Source organism: Aristaeella hokkaidonensis (assembly GCF_018128945.1).
Lineage (GTDB): Bacteria > Bacillota > Clostridia > Christensenellales > Aristaeellaceae > Aristaeella > Aristaeella hokkaidonensis.
In genome coordinates this window covers 2,399,427-2,419,880 of sequence record NZ_CP068393.1, presented here as the reverse complement: position 1 = coordinate 2,419,880, position 20,454 = coordinate 2,399,427, and the positions used below count along the sequence as shown (strand labels likewise).

Genomic DNA, 20,454 nt, shown 5'->3' with positions numbered 1-20,454 from the left:
ATATTACTGAACGCGGAAACAGGGAGAGTATCCGGCTGCTTCCGCCATTCAGCAAATCATTTTGAATTGAATGACCGGAGGATATTACGATGTACAGAAAACTGTCTGCTTTGCTGGCGCTGTTTCTGGCGCTGACCATGTTTGCCGCGCTGCCGGTTCTGGCGGAGGAGGAAGACGACGGTTCTGAACCCATGATGCTTTCCCTGACCACGGAAGACGGAATCACCGTGGAGATCGGCGAGGCTTACTATGAGGGCGACCGGGTCTATGTTTCCTACCGGGTGACCGGGGATATGGTGAAGGCGGAACTTCACGAAGGAGCTCCCGAAGGAATTACCGAGTGGAAATACACCAAGGAGGATACAATCGCCGCGGAGCAGATGTCCTCGGACAACCCGGAAGCACAGAAAGGCCTTGAGTGGCTGGACGGCAAGGGACAGCGCTGGACTGAAACCTGGTCTTTCGGTCTGTCTGACGGTCTGGATCTGGAGGACGGAAATTACGCCGACATCGTCGACGGGGACAGTGAATATAAGGAAGACGGTACCCTCGTGGGCTGGAAAAAGTGCAAGATCCCGCCGGAAAGCAAGAAGGATACCCTGACCTTTAAGCTGATTCTTTCCCGCGGCCATTCCATTGCCTTCCAGGATTACACCACCTACCACCGCAACTATGAACGCGGTGAAAAAACCGAGATCTGCTTTACCCTGAAGAAGGATGAACGGGTCCAGTGCAAGACAGGCACCCTGCACACGGATGCCTATGACGCGAAGGCGGAGATTATCTCCGGCCGGGATGAGCTGCGGTGCACCATCATCCTTACCGGCGTCAGCGGGGAATGGGAGAACGCCGTGAACACCTGGAACAGCGAGGACTTTACGGAGATGACCATGCCGGATATCATCACAGGCTGGAACCTGTACCAGAACGGCAGCTATTTCAACACGGATGACGTGGTGATGTATACCACCGGCCCGGCTGAGGTTACCTATGAGATCCTGGTTCCCGGCAAGGACAACGGTGCGGACCTGAAGCTGGTGCCCGTGTATGAGGAAAGCGGTGAGCACACGAAGGAAACCGTATACCTGAAAGAAATCGTGAAGTCGAAGAAAAAGTAAACAAAGATAAAGGCGGAGCGCATGACAAGGAAGGGCGCGGCGGATGTGACTGTCGGGACTGATAGTCTGTCACGGTTTTCGAAGAAAATGTGACTGAGTGTCTGTCCCCCCTGTCACGTCCCCGCGCCTTGTCACGCGCTTCGCACTTTTGCGTTCTGCGTTATCCTGTTGTTATGATTAATCCCATTCGTCCACATTGTCATACCGACCGTAGTGGAGGAATCTCCTCCGGGGATGTAAACCCTCTGGTATCAGGAACACCATGACGTGGAAAACCATACTAATTATGAATTATGAATTGTGAATTGTGAATTACCCTGAGCGCTGTCATCCTAAAAGGATGTCAGCACTCAGAAACGCTGCTTCCCCTTTCTTCTGGAAGAACTGGTGCATGAGCACGGTGAACTCTTCTTTGCCGGTCAGGGAAGCCGCGTGCCGCAGGGGCGCTTCCAGCTCCCGGGCGCCCAGGAGCTGCTTGTTTTCGGAGGAATGGGTGAGTACCGTCCGCAGGCACCGCTGGGGCGGGATGCGCTCCGTGCCAGGCAGGGAACAGTACAGCATGATGCCCCGGTCGGCCTGTCCCTGCGGGGTGACGTTCTCCTCCACGCCATAGCGCTGGCGGTAATAGAAGGCAAAGGAATCCCCGGGTTCCGGACCGGAACGGTATACCGGATAGCGGAGGCTGCCGAAGGAGAAAAGGTACCGCGCCGGTGCCTCATAGACCTCCCAGGGAGTACCGGAGGACAGCAGGTTGAAGCAGGCAATGGACTCTTTGGCGGCGGCAATGCGGACCTCGATCTGGCTGCGCAGCAGGGTCAGGCGGCTGATCTCGTCCTTCAGGTTTCCAACAAGGAGATCCGTCTGGCCGCTTTCAAAAGCTGTGGAGATCACCCGCAGCGGTACGCCCAGGTTGGACAGGTACCGGATCACGGTGAGCAGGTACAGGTCTTCATCCGAGTAATCCCGGTAGCCGTTGGGCAGGCGGGCAGGGCAGACGAGACCCTGTTTTTCATAGAAACGGATCATGTCCCGGGATACGCCGGTGGCGCGGGAGGCATCGTTGATTTTCATGCCGGATCCCCTCCGATATATGAATCATGGCTCTGCCTGGATTATAACACAGATGTATTGACATTGGAACTGTTCCAATGTTTACAATGAACTCAGAAAAAGCCCGTCAAACGGGTGAAAATTAAAGGGGGAAAACAGTATGAAGAAAATGCTGGCAGTCCTGATTGCCGCAATCTTCGTTCTGCCTGTGCTGGCCGGTATTGCCTGCGCGGAAAGCGCGCTGACCGACGGCACTTACAGTGCGGAACAGCAGGGCTTCGGCGGCCCTGTGAAGGTTGAGGCCGTCATCGAAGGCGGCAAAATCACCGATGTGACGGTCACCGGCAATAATGAGACCGAAGGCATCGGCGCCGCGGCGCTTGAGCCGCTGGCGGAGCAGGTGAAGGAAGCCCAGGGCGCCGCAATCGACGGCGTGTCCGGCGCGACCCTGACCTCCGGCGCTGTGAAGGCCGCCATGACGGAAATCATGGCCCAGGCGTCCGGCAAAGGCGCCGCGGAGCTGAAGATTGCCGACGGCACCTATGAGGCCCAGGCATGGAGCTTCTCCATGAACTACCAGATGAACGTGAAGACGGTCATCGAAGGCGGAAAGATCGCCTCCATCGAAGTGGGCGACAACGGGGATACCGCGATTATCCTGAACACCGCCATTGAGAACCTGATTCCCGCGATGATCGAGAACCAGTCCGTGAAGGTGGACTCCATCACCGGCGCCACCGTTTCCAGCGGCGCCATCAAGGCGGCGACGGAAGACTGCCTGGTGCAGGCGATCGCCGCGGCCGGCGGAGACGTTGCCGCTGTGAGCGCGTTCTACACCGTGCCTGCCAAGAGTACTGCCACCGAGACCATCAACACCAAGGTGCTGGTGATCGGTATGGGCGGCGCCGGCATCATGACGGGCAACCGCATTGTGGATACCCTGTATGACGCCTATGAAGGCGACACCACCAAGATCGACGTCCTGATGATCGACAAGGCCGCCAAGTACGGCGGAACCTCTGTGACCACCTCTTCTCCCATGTCCATCAACCCCAAGTCCTTCGTGGAGAAGAACGACGGCAAAGAGTATGTGGACGCCGCGGCCCTGAAGGCTGCCTGGATGGAATACACCGAAGGCGATGCCAAGGAATGGGCCATTGACATGATGATGGAATCCTCCGGCGACGCGGTGGATTACCTGATCGAAAACGGCTTTGTGTTCGGCGCGCCGGTGCAGGGCCTGTCCGATCCCTACCTGATCTGCTGCAACTACGGCGACGGCTTCATGGTGGACAAGTCCATCGTACAGGCCTACTTTGACAAGTTCATGGGCAACTACACCATGAAGGGCGGCAAGTACATGCTGCAGACCGAGGCCACCTCCCTGATCACTGACGAAACCGGCCGGGTGACCGGCGTGAACGCGGTGGGCGCGGACGGAACGACCTACGTCATCAACGCCCAGTACGTTGTCTCCGCCACCGGCGGCTTTGCCGGCAACGGAGAAATGGAAGACAAGTATTTCTCTGACGAGTATTACAACCTGTCCGGCGGCGGACGCTGGAATATGTACGGCATGAGCCAGAACGACGGTAAGATGATCCAGTCCGCCATCGACAACGGCGCGGCGACCTACTGCATTGGCATGCCCCCGGTCAGCCACATCGGCGGCGCCTACAAGGTGATGCATGAGTTCCCGATCATCCAGCAGGAGTATCCGGACTTCTTCACCGGCAAGCCCGCCACCATTTCCCTGAACGATATCCCCATGATGCTGGCAGTGGCGCCCAACAGCATGGCTGTGAACCGCCAGGGCGTGCGCTTCAAGGATGAAACGACCCTGACCGCCTACGGCAACTGGGCGGCCGGCGCCTACTTCTACACCATCTGGTCTGACGAGCAGATGCAGTCCATCCGGGACAACGGCCTGAAGTTCAGCAACATCGGTATCTTCATCAACCAGGGCGGCTGGCCCGCCAACACCCCGATTCCGGAACTGTATGACGTACTGGAAAAGGGCATGGAGATGGACATCATCTTCAAGGCTGACACGATTGAAGAGCTGGCGGAGAAGATCGGCGTGGATGCCGCGACCCTGGCCAAGACCGTGGCGGATTACAACAGTTACTGCGACACGAAGGAAAACCCGCCCCAGGGCATCGAAAAGAACCCCGTTATCTATGACCTGAGCGGCCGCCCCATGGAGGGTGAGTACAACGTGTACGAGAAGATCGAAGGCAACGGACCCTACTACGCCGTGAAGGGCGCGCCGTGGATCTATTCCACCACCGGCGCCCTGGACGTGGACGAACAGTTCCGCGTGCTGAAGACCGACGGCCAGCCCCTGGAGGGCCTGTACGCGGTCGGCACTGACTGCCTGGGCATCATGTTCACCGAGAAGAAGGAATACGTGACCTACGGCGGCGCTGACCAGGGCTGGGCTTTCACCTCCGGCTACCTGGCCGGTAAGCAGCTGGCGGAAACCATCCTGGCGGAGTAATCCAAAAACAAAAAAGAGATAAACAAACCAAAACAAACCAGCCCGGATCCATTACGGATCCGGGCTTTAACAATTATCATAACATGATCAACCTGATGACCAAATGGTATTGTCTAAATATAGTTCAGATAATTATCGATATATAGCATATGAATCATATGCAGATTTCATCTGTAATCTTATGAATCCAAGTATGTGATTGAATATTGTTTCTTGCGAGATGAAATAATAAAACCGGCAGAGTAATCTGTCGGTTTTTGTGCGAGAAAAGAATATATGCGAATGGATTAGGAATTAAATGAAGATTTCATGCTTGCGGAGAGAATAGTCTATAACATAGTTTAATAATGTGAGTGCTGATGCGGTTGTCTTTAGCAGTTAAATAATTCGAGAATCTAGCACATTGTGGGCTTTTTGTGTCAGAAATAGTTTTAGCTTTTGTTGTCTTATGATATTTTTGATTAACGGTGTTAATAATGTTTTTTAATTGATTGCAATATGTTTATGTGATATAATTTCGCAAATATAACTGTGCGTTTTGATGGGTTTATCAGGTTCCGTTTTAAGATGCGGAAGCCTTATTAGTGTATTTATCAAGAAAGGTCGGTAGAATAATCCGGAGAGGAAGAGAGTTGATGGGTTTATATGCAGAAAGCAGGAATATGGGGAATAGTATTTATCTTATTTCTCTCATTGCTTATTAATTCAGCCGTTGCCGAGAACATCATTTCTTCAGATAAAGCCGAATGGTATCGTAAAGGACAAATTAGCATGGAACTAGAGAACTATGCTGATGCGGTTGAGGCATTTAGACAAACAGGTAATTATGAACAAAGCAAAACACTACTAACGTATTGCCAAGGTATGTTACTAATACAGGAAGCAAATGAACTAGAGGGAAAAGGATATTTGTATGAAATGCTTGGTTCACTCAAAAATGCAGAGAGTTATTTCCAGTTGCTTTCCGGTATTGAGTATGGAGAAAGTCAAAAACTCTTGTATTATGTACAAGCTAGACAGTTCGAAGCAAAAGGGCTAACACAAAAGGCAATTGATCTTTATGCTGAGCTTATGGGCATATGTGACAGCGATGACAGATACTTGCGACTGATTAATGGAATAGTAATTCAACCGGTCACCACCCCGAGTGTTATCTACAATAAACTGACTCATATTGCTGCACAAGTATATCAGGAGACACATACGTATGACGGTCCCGGTTCTTCGTATAGTAAAAATGATACCATTATTTTTCCTGATATGTTTATTAGTATTGTTGGACAAAGTGGAGAATGGTATCTGGTGGAGACAACTCATGATCAATATTTGATAAGGCTTTGGGTTCCCAAAATTCGTGTTTTGAGAAAGGAACCTACGGAGCCTTATGTGTTTAATTCGTGCGTTAATGGAATAATCAAAAATTCTACAGATATTTACTATGGTCCGGGACAAGAATACTTAATTACAGAGAAAGTACTTGAGCCAGGTACTCCTGTGACGGTTATTGGTGAAGACGGAATGTATTCTTTGATTGAGTTTGTAAACGAGACCAATCAATTGCCAATGTGCGGATGGGTTACAAGTGTCAATCTGACCAAAAAATGAAACTGGGGTGTGTTAAGTGAAACTGTACCTATATGGAATGGCGGATGGTTTGTCAATAACAGAATTGCCGCATGACACGGAAGGCCAGATTACAATCTACCATACTTCGTCTGAAGAAAAGAAGATTCGTTTGCTTGATGTTGAGGGGAATTCAATCGAATGGAGACTATTTTCCACTCCGGAGGGAAGTATTTATCTGGATGGAAAGCAATACGATGATATTGTTCTGAAGGATGGCCTTACTTTGGTTATCAAAAGTGATAAAAGCAATTATGTATTGTTATGCCAGAATAATGCCCCAAATTGCAGAACGAAAGAAGTGACATTCTACTATGTGCCGCAGACGGGGATCTTTCGTATTGGAAACAGTAATTGCGATATAACATGTCAAAACCAACGCTGGATCGGTTCTATACAAGCTGAGATAGTACTTTCTGCAAAACAGTCACGTATACGCGGGTCATCTGATGGGGTTGGTGTGTATTTGAATTATCGACAGATTACAGATAGCCCAATTCAATATGGTGATATAGTTGACCTCTATGGATTACGCCTTGTGTACTTAAAAGGCATTATCGGTGTTTATACTTATGCCGTGGAAGCAATGGTTTCTCCCTCGTTATTGAATTATACAGTTGCTTTGGAAAACGGAGATGAAAAGCCATATAACAAACATCTTATTCCTGATTCTGATATTCTGTATTATAGATCACCGCGTGCTGCTCATGATGATTATGGAGAAACAATAAGTATAGACGCTCCGCCACCCAAAGTTCAGAAGGAAGAAATGCCACTGATTTTTTCTGTTGGTTCTTCTGCTTTTATGAGTGTATCATCTATCATGATGGCTATGAATACAATATCAAGTGCACAAGTCACCGGAGCAAAGATTTCGACTGTTTTGCCTTCGGTACTTATGGCTGCGGGAATGTTTGCAGGCAGTTTGCTTATGCCGGTGCTGACAAGAAAATACAATAACAAACAAGCAGAAATAAAAGAAAAAAATAGACACGAAAAGTATATTGCTTACTTGAATAGAATTGATGAAAGAATAAAAAAGGCAGGAGAAGAACAAAAAGCACGACTGATAAAAAATTATCTTACACCTGATGAATTGGTAAATTCAATTACAAAAAAGAAAGATATCCTTTGGAGCCGTATGCCATTCCATAATGATTTCTTGACAATAAGATTAGGAACAGCAAGATTAAATTCTTCCGTTAATGTCAGCTTCCCTAAACATAATTTCACTTTGGAAGAAGATGATATGCAAGATGCTGTATCAGCTTTGGAAAAGAAGGATTATTCTATAAAAGATACTCCTTTGTTGTTTTCTTTACGCGATGCCGGAATATTGGGCGTTATTGCGGAGCACGATGAATCACTTCAGTGGATCAAGGGAACCTTGATGCAATTGTGTTCTTACCACAGTTATAAAGAATTAAAACTTGTGCTTATATATGATAAAAGCGAAGAAAGAGATTGGGAATTTGCCAGATGGTTTCCGCATATTTGGAGTGATAACAGAGAGTTCAGAGCCATCGGAACCGATAAAGAATCCATGCGTAATATTTCAGCATATTTGGAAGCAATAAGCCTGGATGAGGTTGATGACAAGCAAATTGGACAGATGTGTGTTGTTGTTTTGGCTAATGCACGATTGGGTGAGCAGTGTTATGCTCTGACAAGCAAAATGAAGAACATAGGCAATTCAAACGTCAGAGTGATTGCACTAGCAAATAATGCAAATGAGCTTCCTAAAGAGTGTGAATCAGTTATTGTTCTGGAAGGAAAACTAGGCACATTAAACAAAGGCATACGCAACCTGGGAGATCCTGTTTTGTTTTCGTGTGATTCAATTCCTTCAGAGAAAGCAAGGCAGTTTGCGGTTGATTTGTTCAATACTCATCTGAGTGATGATGAAAGTGACGGACAGCTTGTAGATTTATTGACCATGTTTGATATGCTTCGCTGTGGGAATGTGGAACAGATCAATGCGGGTGAGAGATGGAGAAATTCAAACCCGGTTAAAACACTTGCCGCACCGATCGGAATCGATAAGTATGGATCTTTGTTGAACCTTGATATCCATCAAAATTATCATGGCCCGCATGGATTGATTGCTGGAATGACAGGATCAGGCAAAAGTGAATTCATAATTACTTATATTCTATCTATGGCAATTAACTACAGTCCATTGGAAGTTGGCTTTATTCTTATTGACTACAAAGGCGGTGGAATGAGCGATACATTGGCAAAACTTCCGCATGTAGTGGGTGTTATTGATAATCTTGGTGGATCTCAGGGAATACATCGCTCACTTGTGTCAATTAAAAGTGAAATTATACGAAGACAGATAGTTTTCAAAGAAATAAGCGAAAAAAAGCATATCAGCAACATGGATATCTATAAGTATCAGGCAATGTACCGTAATGGTGAAATTGAAGAGCCAATGCAGCATCTGGTTCTGGTTTCTGATGAATTTGCCGAATTAAAGGAACAGGAAAGCGGATTTATGGAAGATATTGTCAGCATGGCACGTATCGGCCGTAGCTTGGGGATCCATCTGATTCTAGCAACGCAGAAACCGACAGGTGTAGTTAATCCACAAATTGCTAGTAATGCACGTTTTCATGTGTGTCTTAAAGTCCAAGATCGTAGCGATAGTATGGAAATTTTAGGTCGTCCGGAAGCGGCATTGTTGACGAAAACTGGCCGATTCTATTTACAGGTTGGCTTCAATGAAGTGTTTGAAATGGGACAAAGTGCATGGAGCGGGGCTGTGCTTAATCCCAAGCCACATTATGTTGAAGAGCCAGACACAAGTTTTGAACTGCTGAATGACATTGGGCAGACTATTGTATCAGGGAACCCCCCGTCTTCAGAAGCAATTTCAAAAAAGAGTAAGCAGGTAGATGCAATTGTTGATTATCTCAAAGAAACAGCGATAAAGAGTAATCTGATGCCCAGGAAAAGCTGGAAAGCGCCTCTTCCTGAGATTGTATTACTGGATACAATTGATGATCAGAATGATATCGAATATATCCGCTTCAGACTTGATCCTGTGGTTGGCTTAGTGGATGATCCCAGAAATCAAAACCAGTATCCTCTGCAACTCAATTTCCACGATGATGGAAATGCTATTATATACGGATTTGCTGGAGCAGGGAAGCACGAACTGATTGATGCGGCGGTCTATTCCCTCTGTAAACATCATACAGCTGATGAAGTGAATATCTATTGCCTTGATTTTGCTACAGAATCAAGTCGAAAGTTCGCATACATGCCTCAGGTGGGGGATGTAATTGTATCCGGTGAAGATGAAAAGCTTCACAATTTTGTGCGGATGCTTTCGGACGAGATGGATAGCAGAAGAAAGAAAATTGCTACCTTTGGCGGTAATATTGATCTGTACAGGGAAGAGACGGATACTCCTTTGCCGAGTGTTTTGGTTGTTATTGAAAATACTTCGGGTTTACTTGAAACATATCCGGATATTGAAGATGAACTATACAGACTGGTTCGCGAAGGAACACGATTTGGTATATGGTTCCTGATTACCAGTATTTCATCAACAGCGCTTAGATATAGATTTGTCCAAAATTTCAAGCAAGTATTATGCTTGCAGTTAACAGACAGAATGGAATACAGTAATATTCTGGGGAAAACCGATGGCGTTGAACCGATGAACCGCCTTGGAAGTGGTATCTGCAAAAACGCTGATGTATTGGAGTTTCAGACCGGTTTTATCTATGATCAGAATGTATCTGATGGATACCAGCGGATACAGAAATTAGGCAAAGACATGGCGGAAGAATGGACTGGATATACGGCCGAAAAAGTCAGAATTCTTCCTGAACATGTTTCTCTGGAAGATGTCTGCAGTCGTCCGGAAGTAATAACTATGGATAAAGTGCCGACAGGTATAGAAAAAGAGGGCATGCTTCCTGCATTTACAGATCTGACTAAAACTTACCTATATCCTATTCTGTATAATGCTCTACCTGAAATACCATATTTGCAGATGCTTGCTGAGGCACTGGCTAGTAACACAGCAAGAACTGTTTATTTCTTTGATGCTGCGAAGACTGTTCAGCATTCTCATTCATCAAAATACATTCTTTGTGACAATATACAGAATATCATGAAGGCGATTGACGATCTTTATGAAGCTTCGGTGATTAGACACAATGAGATCAAAGAGAAGCAGAGTAAAGGAGAAAACGCGGAATATTCTGAACTTGTCCTTGTGGTTGTGGATGCTAAACAGACATATGATCTTTTAAAGGATGAAGAAGCCGCCACTGCAAAGCTTGATGCAGTAATGAAAATGGGCAGGACTGACATGTGTATGTATGTAATCCTCGCCCAGGATGTGAAGCGCTTGTCAACACTTAGTATGCGTATGTGGTATGAACGGTTGCCGGATCGGGACGGAATATGGCTGGGGGATGGAATCCAGATGCAGTCTGCTCTGAGAAACGATGTAAAGTATGGTCCGGATATCGGAGAACAATTTGGATACATTGTCCGGCATGGAAAGTCTAAGATGATTAAATTAATCGAAGAGAGGTAAGAACACAGTGAAAGAAAAGGTATTGATACGGATCAGCGTTCCTATCGCCAACCGATCATATGATATGAAAATTCCTTACGATCTTACAGTAGGAACGGCATCACAGGTAATCACAAAACTGGTGAAAAGCCAAAGTGAGGATATGCTCCCACTTAGCAAAACGCCTGTATTATGGACATCAGACAACGGTAGTGAATTGGATCGATCAAAGACTATACGCGAGATTGGAACAAAAGACGGCGATATGTTCTTATTACTATAGCGGAAAAGGAGTGAATGATCATGGATTTCAGTCTGATAAAATTAAGCAATTCAGGGAAAAGGAATCGTAATGATGCATGTGAAAATCTGCAGAAAGCCATTAATTGTCTGAATGAAATTCAGACAATACTGTATAAGGAGAAAGGAATCGGCACTGAATTTCTGTTGGATAAAATAAATGATTTTAAAAGGGAAATCAACACCTGTAAATCAAATATGAGAAATCTGTGATGAGCAAACAGAAGAGGTGATTATAATGGCAGGATTAACTTATACAGAGGCAGCATATCAGCTAGGTATTGGCCAGAAAAGTATTGAAGAACTGGGCGAAGAGTTTGCTACACTGGGAAAAGTTACCGAGAATATTATTCTCACCCCTTCTCAACAGGCAGTTCTTGAGGTTTTTCATGATGCAGCAGAGACACTGTTCATCAATCCAATAAAGAACAACTCGAAAGTTGCCAAGAATACTGCAGCCTATGTTACAGGCGGAGATAATAAAACGCTGAAGTATGATGTTACATCTGGTGCATCGTCTTTTTCAGCATATCTGCAAAGCAATCAGGAAGCTATTACCGGAAGAAATTTAAACACTGCTGATTATAATGTTCTCTCACAGCTTTCATACGCCTCCAAATGGAGCAGTGATGCGGATTATCAAAGGGTAATAAACAAAGAAAACATTAGTGTCAAAGAATATTGTACAGAATTACTGAAGCATGGAGACCAGTTAAGCAATGTGGACAGGCAGTATCTGCAGGAATTGTCTGAAAGTCAAAGGTTTTCTGGGCTGACGATCGATCATTCAATCGGCAATACAGATACAGGCGATGGTAAGCTTACTCGTGTTCTTGTATTCAACAGTGGTGACGGGCATGCAATTGTATCTGTTCAAGGGACAAACGGAAAGGTCGATGACTGGAAAACAAACGGCGAATTTGTAGAAAGCCGTCCAACTGATGAAGAAATGTGGGTCGCTTCCGTTGTTGATACTTATGTAAAAGAATATACGAGTATTGATTTGACAGGTCATTCGCAGGGGGGACGTGAAGCCATTACTACTGGCATTCTGCTGAGTCCGGAGAATCAATGCAAAATTACGAGGATTGTATCAAATGATGGTCCTGGTTATTCTCAAGCTTTCATGACCAGATACAGTCAGCAAATTGGCGCTATAGAAGGGAAAGTACTAAATATCCGTCCTGCGGATTCTGTGGTTGGTGAACTACTTACTGGTATTGGAGAAGTCCAGTATGTGGAAGTTATTGATGTGATCAAAACAAACAGTGTTGGCGCGGAAGAAAACTGCTATCATCACGAAGGCATAACATGGTATATTGATGAAAACGGTAATTATGTCACGACTGACGGACATGATTTGTTAACATGGACAACCGCCTCTGCAGTAACGCCTTACGTAGCTGAGGCTCTCTTAACTGTCCTTCCGGAAGAGCGTGTTTCATATTATCTTGGAAAGATTATGGAACTCGGCGGAGATGAAAACAGGAATCTCAAAGGCGAGTGTTTTCTTAAATCCGAACTGGGGGAGTATATTTCTCTTATTGAGGAGTTTAAGGCCGATTTTGAGACACATCTGGATAACATTGCCAGTACTCAGCTTTCTGAAGATGAATACTTGTTTAGAGGATACTGCAAAGAGGTTGCAGATATATGCGGCGAGATAGGTACTGCATTAACTGTTGCTAAAGTTTCATGCTTGGTATTGGCAGCGATATTTCCGGAAGCTGCGCCGGTTATTGCTGTTATTTATGCTGCTGTAAAGTCAGTCAAACTGGTTGTTACAATTGTTGGGGCTGTTTTTCGCGCCATTGAGTATTTTTTGAATTATCAGGCAATTAAAAGGGCTCAGAAAAAGAAACAGGAAAGATATGATTATATTAATGGTCCTCGTGGGGAAATGATCGACGTATCGGTAAATCTGATTTATGAAGCAGCAAATAAGTTGCAGGAAGCACAGTATTATATGAGTGCGGCATATTCGGATTATCAGAGCATGCTGCATCATTTCCAAGGAAAACTTCGTGCAGCGATCGCTGAGGGACTTGGCGCAGACGAGGAAGAAACGGAAAAATGGAGTGGGGTTTCAAGTGCCGATGCACAAGTACATTGCTGGTTCAAAGGGGTTCGTAATTTTGACAGAGCTGCTCTGAGCCTTAGTAAGGCGAACAATATAGTAAAAGAGATAGCGGTTGATTCACAAAAGATAATTGCAGATAATGGCGGCGATTGGATTTTTACTGTTTATCCATCAAGATTAAGTGCTGCTGCAGGAAAGGGCGCTAGCTGCCAGGAATTGATCAACAAAGAACTGGGTAATATTGAGTCGGGAGTGAATGATCTTGGAAGTTTCTGGAAAGGCGATGATTATGATTCTATCAAAGGCGCTGTTCCAGCTCCAATAGAAAAATGCAAGGAGTATTCACAAGCTCTGGGTGATAGTTTTAATAGTTTGATTCAGATTGCAGAGAAATACAGTAGCTATCAGGAGACTACCATTGAAAAATTCCAGAATATTAATCTGGATTTTGCTTAGGGGGAAGCTTGGCAATGAAGAAGATACACAGAATAGCTGCTATTGCTTTATTGATCCCTTTGTTATTCATGAGCTATGCGGGTGGAGAATCCATTGTTTCAGGTATTGATATTGGTTCGATTTATGATTCGCTGGTTATTTCTTTTGAATTGGAAAAGTATGATGATGTTATAAGTGCTTACGAATCTAATACAGCCCTTGCCACATATAAAGATACCGATATGTATTACCGGTTTTCAATGGCGCAAAGCGAAATAGGGAGAGGAAACTTTGAGGTGGCTGCATATTTGTTCAAAGGGCTCAGTGACTTCAATAACAGTGCCTTGTGGTACGCATACGCAATGGCCAGATTATGTGAACAAAAACAACATTACGATGAAGCTATCGAATTCTATACGACTGCTTCATCATTACCAGAGACCGATAGTATCAGTAGGATGAAGGACTGTCTTAGAAAAATTAGCGCAGAAGAACAACAAGCTAGATACCTGGATGCGGTAAGTATTTATGAAAACGCAACTCAAAACAAGGATAGTGCTTCATTGAATCTTTGCTTGAATATATTCAGCTCCATGGAAGAATATAAAGATGCTCCGATTTATGCAAAAAAGTGCAGAGATCTGATTGCACAGTTGGAACGAACGATAGTCCTAAATTATCATGCCACGGTGAATGGCGAAACCATTTCTTGGACTGATACAGATGAAGGAAAAGAATACACGGTGTCTGTCTGTGAGAGTAATTCTCTTGATGAAATCTTAAGATTTGATTGTACGAACCAGTCATTTGAACTGACTGATTTGATACCAGGGACCAATTATACTGTTACGGTTATGGACTCAACAAACTGCGATGTCTTAAGCAACTGCTCTTTTTCTATACCTGCTGCAGATCGGATGAGCAGACAAGATATTCGTTTTAGGCATATCTCATTAGTTGGAATTGATAAGCAGGTACTGGAGTATTCCGGTGAGTCATTCGAGAAACTATATAACAAGAAACCAGCATTGTTTATATCACCGGAAGATTACACTATCAGTTCTCTGTTACTTGAGAATACGGTTTTCTGTTTTATTGTATCAATGGAATATACCGGTGAAAAAGATACAACAATTTCTGTTATGTCGGTGCTCAGAAGTGAAAATAATGGAGTGAAAAAGACAGAGGAAAACAATTTGGTTATTAATGAGAAGATGTTTATGATAACAATGGATCTTGACAATTTGATGCAGCAGTTTGTGAATTCACCTTATAATCTGAAAACTGATTCGTATCGGTATGAATTGTATATTGATGGGCAGATTTGTGCCGAATATAATTTCAGTATTGAAGGCAGGTGATTATTGTGCCAGAGCAGGATAAAGCTTGTAAAATTGAGACGGGCGGTTTCGCACGACCTGGTGACATTATGCTCAAACATGATGATACAGGTATAGAACAACCTGAAGATCATCATGATAATGATGATCCGCAAAAACCTAAGATTCCATGGTGGATTATTGCTATAGTGGTTCTGGTTGCTGGTATATGTTTGTTGATTATTCTTTTGCAAGATAATGATGGGGGTGGAGGTGGTGTAAATCCAACGCCTGAACCGAAATACTCTGAGCATGGATTTACGCTGAAAAACAGTTCTCTTATATTGGTCGACAGAGAATATTTCGAGAAAGATCCAACATTTTTATGCACAGTATGTGAGAATATTGACCATTATTCACAGGCATACAGAATTCACTCACTGAAGGCTAGTTTAAGTGAAATCAAATCAAAGGCGCTCATTGCTGAATTGATATACAGCCAGAGTCAGAATTCAGAGGAGGAAATGACATTAATCATAACAGATCCTAAAGGGGGGAAAATAGTATCAGGAAATCGGGTGTGTAAATTAATAGAAAGCGGAACTGTTTATGTAAATCTGGATGATTTTTATGAGGAGGTGATTGCTTGGGATTCCGGATTGTGGCATATTACTATTCAGATTGATGGTATGCAGGTTAGAGATTTTTTACTGACTATTGGTGATGCGGAGTAATAAAACAAAAATGGGTTGAAAACAGTTGTTACACTGTTATTATGAGAAGGAGGGTTTATCAATGGCATCTGGAGAGATCATCGGAAACACTTCAAGGATCAAATCAACGGCGAGTGGAATCAAGGATGATGCAGCTAGCTATGGTTCTGCATCAAGGATACTGTTTGAAACAGTAGACAATCTGGGGAAGAGCTTTACAAGTGAGGATGGACAAGCGTACATCTCTAAGATCGAGTCTTATCGTGAATCATTTGAAACAATGCAGAAAAAACTTGATGCAAGCGCAGAAGCTTTAGAGACAGCAGCTGTTAGTTATGAAAACACGATTAAGGCAAATATGGTCTAATCTTAAAAAGCAGTAAAGAAAGAGAGGTTTTTGATTATGGCTAATAATGTTGGTATTTCGCTTGATGAAGCTGTAAGAGTATTGGGCGTTATTCGTGAACAGAAAAGCACAATGAAGGGAAAACTATCCAACATATCCAGCTCGGTTAGTAATCTGAAAAGTAGTTGGAAAAGTGATGCTGCCGATAATCTGCAGGGAATTGCTGCGAATATGCAGGATCGTTTTAACGAACTTGAAAAAGATGTGGATGGATTTGCTACACTTCTTGAGCAAATAATACAGAATTGGGATAAAACTGAGACGTCAACAAAAACCGTTATGGATAAAGTGATGAATGCTTTTAAATAAATTGATTAAATGATGGTGGTTTTATGGCTGAATTTGATGTATCCATACCACAGATAAATACTGCTTCGGCAATAATTGGAGCTGCGCAAAAAGATTTGGGATTGATCCAGCAGACTATGCGGGAGAGTTTGGAACAAGCTCGGAGTGCATGGATCTGCGGCACAGCAGATAGCTTTTTCGGACAGCTTGCAAAGGCGGTGGATAACTTCGACGATGTGATCGATTTTGCTGCAAGAGTAAAGGGCCTGCTTGACAATGCCAGCGGGAATTATAGCAGTAACGAAAAAGTGGAAGTCAGTATTACAAAACAGATTCAGGATGCATACAATAAATAAGAATTTGCCATGTTCTATGGTATGCTGTGATGTCGTATGAAAAATTTTGCTTCGGGTAAGGAATAAGGATTTGTATGAATAAGATAAAAGGCATGATATCCATCTTATTGATAGTAATGATACTCTTTGCAGGTGTGTCAATTGCAGATGCATCCAGCATGGAAAAGGAAGAACTATATAATGCAACAATTCATCAATTGGAGAGCTGGCTGCAAACACCAGGTAGGCCTGCTGCTGAATTAGAGCAGATTATTGCCTCTTTTGATTCATTACAAAGCTATAAGATGAGTAAAGGGTTTAATTATTTTACAAACGTGCTCTTGAAGGCGATTCAAGGAAGTTTTGATTTCGATTACAAGTTTTGGATCAATATGTTGGAGCAAAATGAAAGCTTTCAGGAGTACATACATAATGATATTAATAGTCTGAGTATTCTTTCTGTGCCTGAAATGCTTAATTATGTTAAAGGTAGAGAAGCAGAACAAAATGGCGACATCACAGCAGCTATTACTTTTTATGCGAATTCAATCAATTTTTATGATGCAAGTGATCGGTACAAATCTCTTGCAATGGGTGAATATGCCTCAAAATATGCCAAAGCTAGAGAATTGATGAACAATAATGAATTAGTCAGTGCATATCGCCTTTTTGCTGAAATTAATGGATATGATGATAGTATCCAGCGTATGGATTATATAGTTCAAGTGCTTGGCTATGATCCTGCTCAGGAGACACCAGTACCTACAGAAGTGCCCACACCTGAGGCTATGGAAGTGGTGATTTCTACTCCTACAGAAGCACCTGATACCATAGAATTGATACCGGTTCTATCTCAGAGTTATCCAGGCATTAGTGCCAAACTCAAAACACATGAGGGCCGTTGGTTTTCCAAATACGGACCGGGAAACAACTATGCAAAAGGCGCTAGTGCCGGTGGATTCAAAACAGACAGTAAGCATTCTAATAGACTCACAGTATATTTTGTTGAAAATGGATGGGTATATGCTGATATAGTTTACTCTACAGCTTTTGAAAGATATGCGTATCTGCCACAGAATGCTGTAAATGTTTCGGATAGTATTCCGCAGATTTCCGCTCTGGAGTCTTTTGAAGGAGTAACAACCCAAATAATTACTCCATTATGGGGACCTAATGATTCATTTAATCGTAATCAGGATTGTACAATAAATGCAAACACGACAATCACAGCGTTCTTTAGGGAAAACGATTATGTTTTTGCAGAGTTTTCCTGTGCACAAGGCACAGTCCGTATGTGGTTGCCAATAAGCGACATCTTATTTAAATAGGGCTTTATTGATGGGGTGGATTAGCCTTCTGTGACATAAGTTTCGGGCAAAGAAGAATAAACGGATTGTTACTTTTACTGTCGTGTTAGTTTTTTATTCTCAATAGCCTCATCATAACATGGGGTCAGGACAAGCCTATTTGCTTTAGTGAAATATATTCAACGTATAGAGAAATACCTGCAGGATAATACACACTGATTTCCATAGTTTATGGTTATATAGTGAGTGGAAAAACATTTACAGTTGATCCTTAACTATAATTTGCCTGCTGCTTTGTTTTGAGGGGGAGATAGAATCCTATGAAGATAATAAAACGCATTATAACATGGGCTGTTTTTGTAATGCTTTTATTTTCGTTAATTGACGCACATGCTTTATCCAGTTTGGAAAAAGAGAGTAATTATAATGCCGCTATTGTGCAATTGGAAACTTATATCGAATCACTCAATCATAATAGCACAGAATTGGATGGAATCTTTTCTACCTTCAATGAGCTTCGTGGGTATTCAATGAGCCTTCACTTCAGTTATTACATTTCTGCTTTGGCAAAAATTGACAATGAAGAATATGATTTGGAATTGGATAACCTTCTATCAATGCTTGAAGTTAATGAGGGTTTCAAAAGCTATTTAGCTGACATGCGAAATGATTCATCTATAGGTACGATTGATGAACTTGTGGAATATGCTCATGCGCGTGAATCAGAGTATAAAGGCGAAAACGAAAGTGCGCAAGAGCATTATAGGAGTTGCATAACGTTTTATGATGCTTCGCAACATTATTATGCTCTTGTTAGTTCTGCAGATCAAATGGCATATGATAAAGGACTTGATCTTATGAATACAGGAGATTATGCAGGGGCATATTATGCTTTTCAAGCTATTGAGCGGTATAGTGACAGTTCTGATAGAATGGTTGCAATTGAAAAACAACTTGGTTATAAGCCTGTATCGCCAACTGATAATCTTCAGCCAGTAAAAAACCTAAAGGCTATAGAATCAAAACCTACAGAGATTAAAATTTCCTGGAGTAAAGCAAGACATGCAACGGCCTATGAGGTGTATTTTAAGAACTCAACAAGCAATGATTGGACATACTTCGGAAACACTACAGAGAGAGAAATAATAATTCATAATCTTATAGAAGGAAATACTTATGATTTCAAAGTGGTATCTATTGTTGGGAAAATAAAGGCTGAGGGAGCCATTCTAAACAATCAACCTACAAATAAATCAACCCCAACACATACAGTCACTACTTGGGGAGAGTTGCAACATTCAATTGAAACAGCTTCAAATGGTACTACCTATGTTTTAGACAATAATATTTTTGGGGGAGATAACGAGAAACCTATTACGATCAGTGGGGAGATCCCAATTACGATAGAATTAAATGGACATACTATAGATCGTGCGTGCTCTAAAGCAGTGGATGAAGGATCGGTCATAGTTGTTTTGGAAGGTAGTTCATTAACGATTGTTGATCGAACGGGAAAAGGGACAATTACTGGAGGAAACACTAAAAACCTTGGCGGTGGAATCATTATTTATGGTTCCCTTGTTGTGGATGGTGTAAACATTGAAGGGAACCAAGCCTATCATGGTGGCGCTATCTATGTGGAAAAAGGTGGAGTGCTAAAAGTACGAGGTGCTTCCGTTATTTCCAAGAACTATGCAACAAAGGATGGAGGCGGCATATATAGTCATGGAATAATATCAATTGATGAATGTCGAATTGAAAACAATACATGTAAAGGCGGTGGTGCTGGCATTTGGTCAGATGGTGATGCTACTATAAACAATACTGAGATTTGCGAAAATAGAGATGCTGTAAATGGCGGAGGAATCGCAAGCCATGGAACCATGACAATTACTAAGAGCATAATAAAAGACAATTCAGTTTCATCTTGTGGTGGTGCTATATTTCATGGAAACAATAGTAAGCAAGGGGTATATGCATTGCTGACCATGACAGATGTAACTATACAAGGCAATAAGGCAAATCGAAGAGGCGGAGGTCTATATATAGATACTGGACGCATTAGTTTTTCTCAGAACAATAAGATACAAAACAATCAAGCTTCTAATGCGGGGGGCGGAATATATAACTATGATGGCATGATGGCTATAGAAGGCTATCTGGCTATAGATGACAATACTTCAAAAAGCGGGAATGATTTGTTCTCTAGAAAGAAGAAAACGATCCAAGTGATGGGGAAACTGGAAAAGAATACACATATTGGGATTGTTCTTAATAACAACGATACGGGGCAAATTACTGAGGGATATTCTAAATATAATACTATTGATCCAAGCTTATTGTTTTATGAGAACTCGGGAAAAACAATCACTATTCAAAACCAGGAAGTATTTATCGAACGAAAACCATAATTTCCGGAAATGATGCGTACCCTCTTTACTGG

13 protein-coding genes are annotated in these 20,454 nt (G+C 43.2%); 12 read left to right on the top strand and 1 reads right to left on the bottom strand.

Annotated features, from left to right (window positions below):
• Window positions 1–89 precede the first annotated feature (89 nt).
• Window positions 90–1,118 carry a hypothetical protein gene (locus JYE49_RS11045; RefSeq protein ID WP_093957437.1) on the top strand — a complete coding sequence of 343 codons (1,029 nt, stop codon included), beginning with the start codon at window positions 90–92 and terminating at the stop codon, window positions 1,116–1,118.
• 327 nt (window positions 1,119–1,445) lie between these two features.
• Here JYE49_RS11045 and JYE49_RS11040 read toward each other — a convergent pair whose 3' ends face one another.
• A complete protein-coding gene (locus tag JYE49_RS11040) occupies window positions 1,446–2,189 on the bottom strand; it encodes a MerR family transcriptional regulator (protein ID WP_093957438.1) in 744 nt (247 codons plus the stop codon).
• 139 nt (window positions 2,190–2,328) lie between these two features.
• On the opposite strand from JYE49_RS11040, the gene JYE49_RS11035 reads away from it, so the two are divergent.
• From JYE49_RS11035 to JYE49_RS10985, 11 genes are all read left to right on the top strand, one after another.
• Window positions 2,329–4,668, top strand: coding sequence for an FAD-binding protein (locus JYE49_RS11035; RefSeq protein ID WP_093957439.1), 2,340 nt, complete (start codon window positions 2,329–2,331; stop codon window positions 4,666–4,668).
• Between the two features lie 645 nt (window positions 4,669–5,313).
• The gene (locus JYE49_RS11030) at window positions 5,314–6,273 is read left to right on the top strand and encodes a tetratricopeptide repeat protein (protein WP_093957440.1); all 960 of its coding nucleotides are present in this window, start codon (window positions 5,314–5,316) and stop codon (window positions 6,271–6,273) included.
• A gap of 37 nt (window positions 6,274–6,310) precedes the next feature.
• Complete coding sequence (essC, locus tag JYE49_RS11025) at window positions 6,311–10,849, top strand: type VII secretion protein EssC (protein WP_304582872.1); 4,539 nt, start codon at window positions 6,311–6,313, stop codon at window positions 10,847–10,849.
• Window positions 10,850–11,366: 517 nt separating this feature from the next.
• The gene (locus tag JYE49_RS11020; protein ID WP_093957443.1) at window positions 11,367–13,664 is read left to right on the top strand and encodes an Mbeg1-like protein; all 2,298 of its coding nucleotides are present in this window, start codon (window positions 11,367–11,369) and stop codon (window positions 13,662–13,664) included.
• A 14-nt stretch (window positions 13,665–13,678) separates the two neighbouring features.
• Window positions 13,679–15,004 carry a hypothetical protein gene (locus tag JYE49_RS11015; protein ID WP_093957444.1) on the top strand — a complete coding sequence of 442 codons (1,326 nt, stop codon included), beginning with the start codon at window positions 13,679–13,681 and terminating at the stop codon, window positions 15,002–15,004.
• Window positions 15,001–15,696, top strand: a complete 696-nt coding sequence (locus tag JYE49_RS11010; protein ID WP_093957445.1) for a hypothetical protein — start codon at window positions 15,001–15,003, stop codon at window positions 15,694–15,696. The genes JYE49_RS11015 and JYE49_RS11010 overlap by 4 nt, the downstream gene beginning before the upstream one ends.
• A gap of 61 nt (window positions 15,697–15,757) precedes the next feature.
• Window positions 15,758–16,042: a WXG100 family type VII secretion target gene (locus JYE49_RS11005; protein WP_093957446.1), complete on the top strand. Its 285-nt coding sequence runs from the start codon at window positions 15,758–15,760 to the stop codon at window positions 16,040–16,042.
• 36 nt (window positions 16,043–16,078) lie between these two features.
• Window positions 16,079–16,390, top strand: coding sequence for a hypothetical protein (locus JYE49_RS11000; RefSeq protein WP_093957447.1), 312 nt, complete (start codon window positions 16,079–16,081; stop codon window positions 16,388–16,390).
• 23 nt (window positions 16,391–16,413) lie between these two features.
• Window positions 16,414–16,725, top strand: coding sequence for a hypothetical protein (locus tag JYE49_RS10995; protein ID WP_093957448.1), 312 nt, complete (start codon window positions 16,414–16,416; stop codon window positions 16,723–16,725).
• Window positions 16,726–16,799: 74 nt separating this feature from the next.
• Entirely contained in the window at window positions 16,800–18,032 is a 1,233-nt protein-coding gene (locus JYE49_RS10990) for a hypothetical protein (RefSeq protein ID WP_093957449.1), read from the top strand.
• Between the two features lie 299 nt (window positions 18,033–18,331).
• The gene (locus JYE49_RS10985; RefSeq protein ID WP_093957450.1) at window positions 18,332–20,422 is read left to right on the top strand and encodes a fibronectin type III domain-containing protein; all 2,091 of its coding nucleotides are present in this window, start codon (window positions 18,332–18,334) and stop codon (window positions 20,420–20,422) included.
• Window positions 20,423–20,454 lie beyond the last annotated feature (32 nt).

Bases quoted from the DNA above. Each gene is read 5' to 3' on its own strand.
- JYE49_RS11045 (WP_093957437.1), top strand. From the start codon at position 90: ATGTACAGAAAACTGTCTGCTTTGCTGGCGCTGTTTCTGGCGCTGACC.
- JYE49_RS11040 (WP_093957438.1), bottom strand. From the start codon at position 2,189: ATGAAAATCAACGATGCCTCCCGCGCCACCGGCGTATCCCGGGACATG.
- JYE49_RS11035 (WP_093957439.1), top strand. From the start codon at position 2,329: ATGAAGAAAATGCTGGCAGTCCTGATTGCCGCAATCTTCGTTCTGCCT.
- JYE49_RS11030 (WP_093957440.1), top strand. From the start codon at position 5,314: ATGCAGAAAGCAGGAATATGGGGAATAGTATTTATCTTATTTCTCTCA.
- essC (WP_304582872.1), top strand. From the start codon at position 6,311: ATGGCGGATGGTTTGTCAATAACAGAATTGCCGCATGACACGGAAGGC.
- JYE49_RS11020 (WP_093957443.1), top strand. From the start codon at position 11,367: ATGGCAGGATTAACTTATACAGAGGCAGCATATCAGCTAGGTATTGGC.
- JYE49_RS11015 (WP_093957444.1), top strand. From the start codon at position 13,679: ATGAAGAAGATACACAGAATAGCTGCTATTGCTTTATTGATCCCTTTG.
- JYE49_RS11005 (WP_093957446.1), top strand. From the start codon at position 15,758: ATGGCATCTGGAGAGATCATCGGAAACACTTCAAGGATCAAATCAACG.
- JYE49_RS11000 (WP_093957447.1), top strand. From the start codon at position 16,079: ATGGCTAATAATGTTGGTATTTCGCTTGATGAAGCTGTAAGAGTATTG.
- JYE49_RS10995 (WP_093957448.1), top strand. From the start codon at position 16,414: ATGGCTGAATTTGATGTATCCATACCACAGATAAATACTGCTTCGGCA.
- JYE49_RS10990 (WP_093957449.1), top strand. From the start codon at position 16,800: ATGAATAAGATAAAAGGCATGATATCCATCTTATTGATAGTAATGATA.
- JYE49_RS10985 (WP_093957450.1), top strand. From the start codon at position 18,332: ATGAAGATAATAAAACGCATTATAACATGGGCTGTTTTTGTAATGCTT.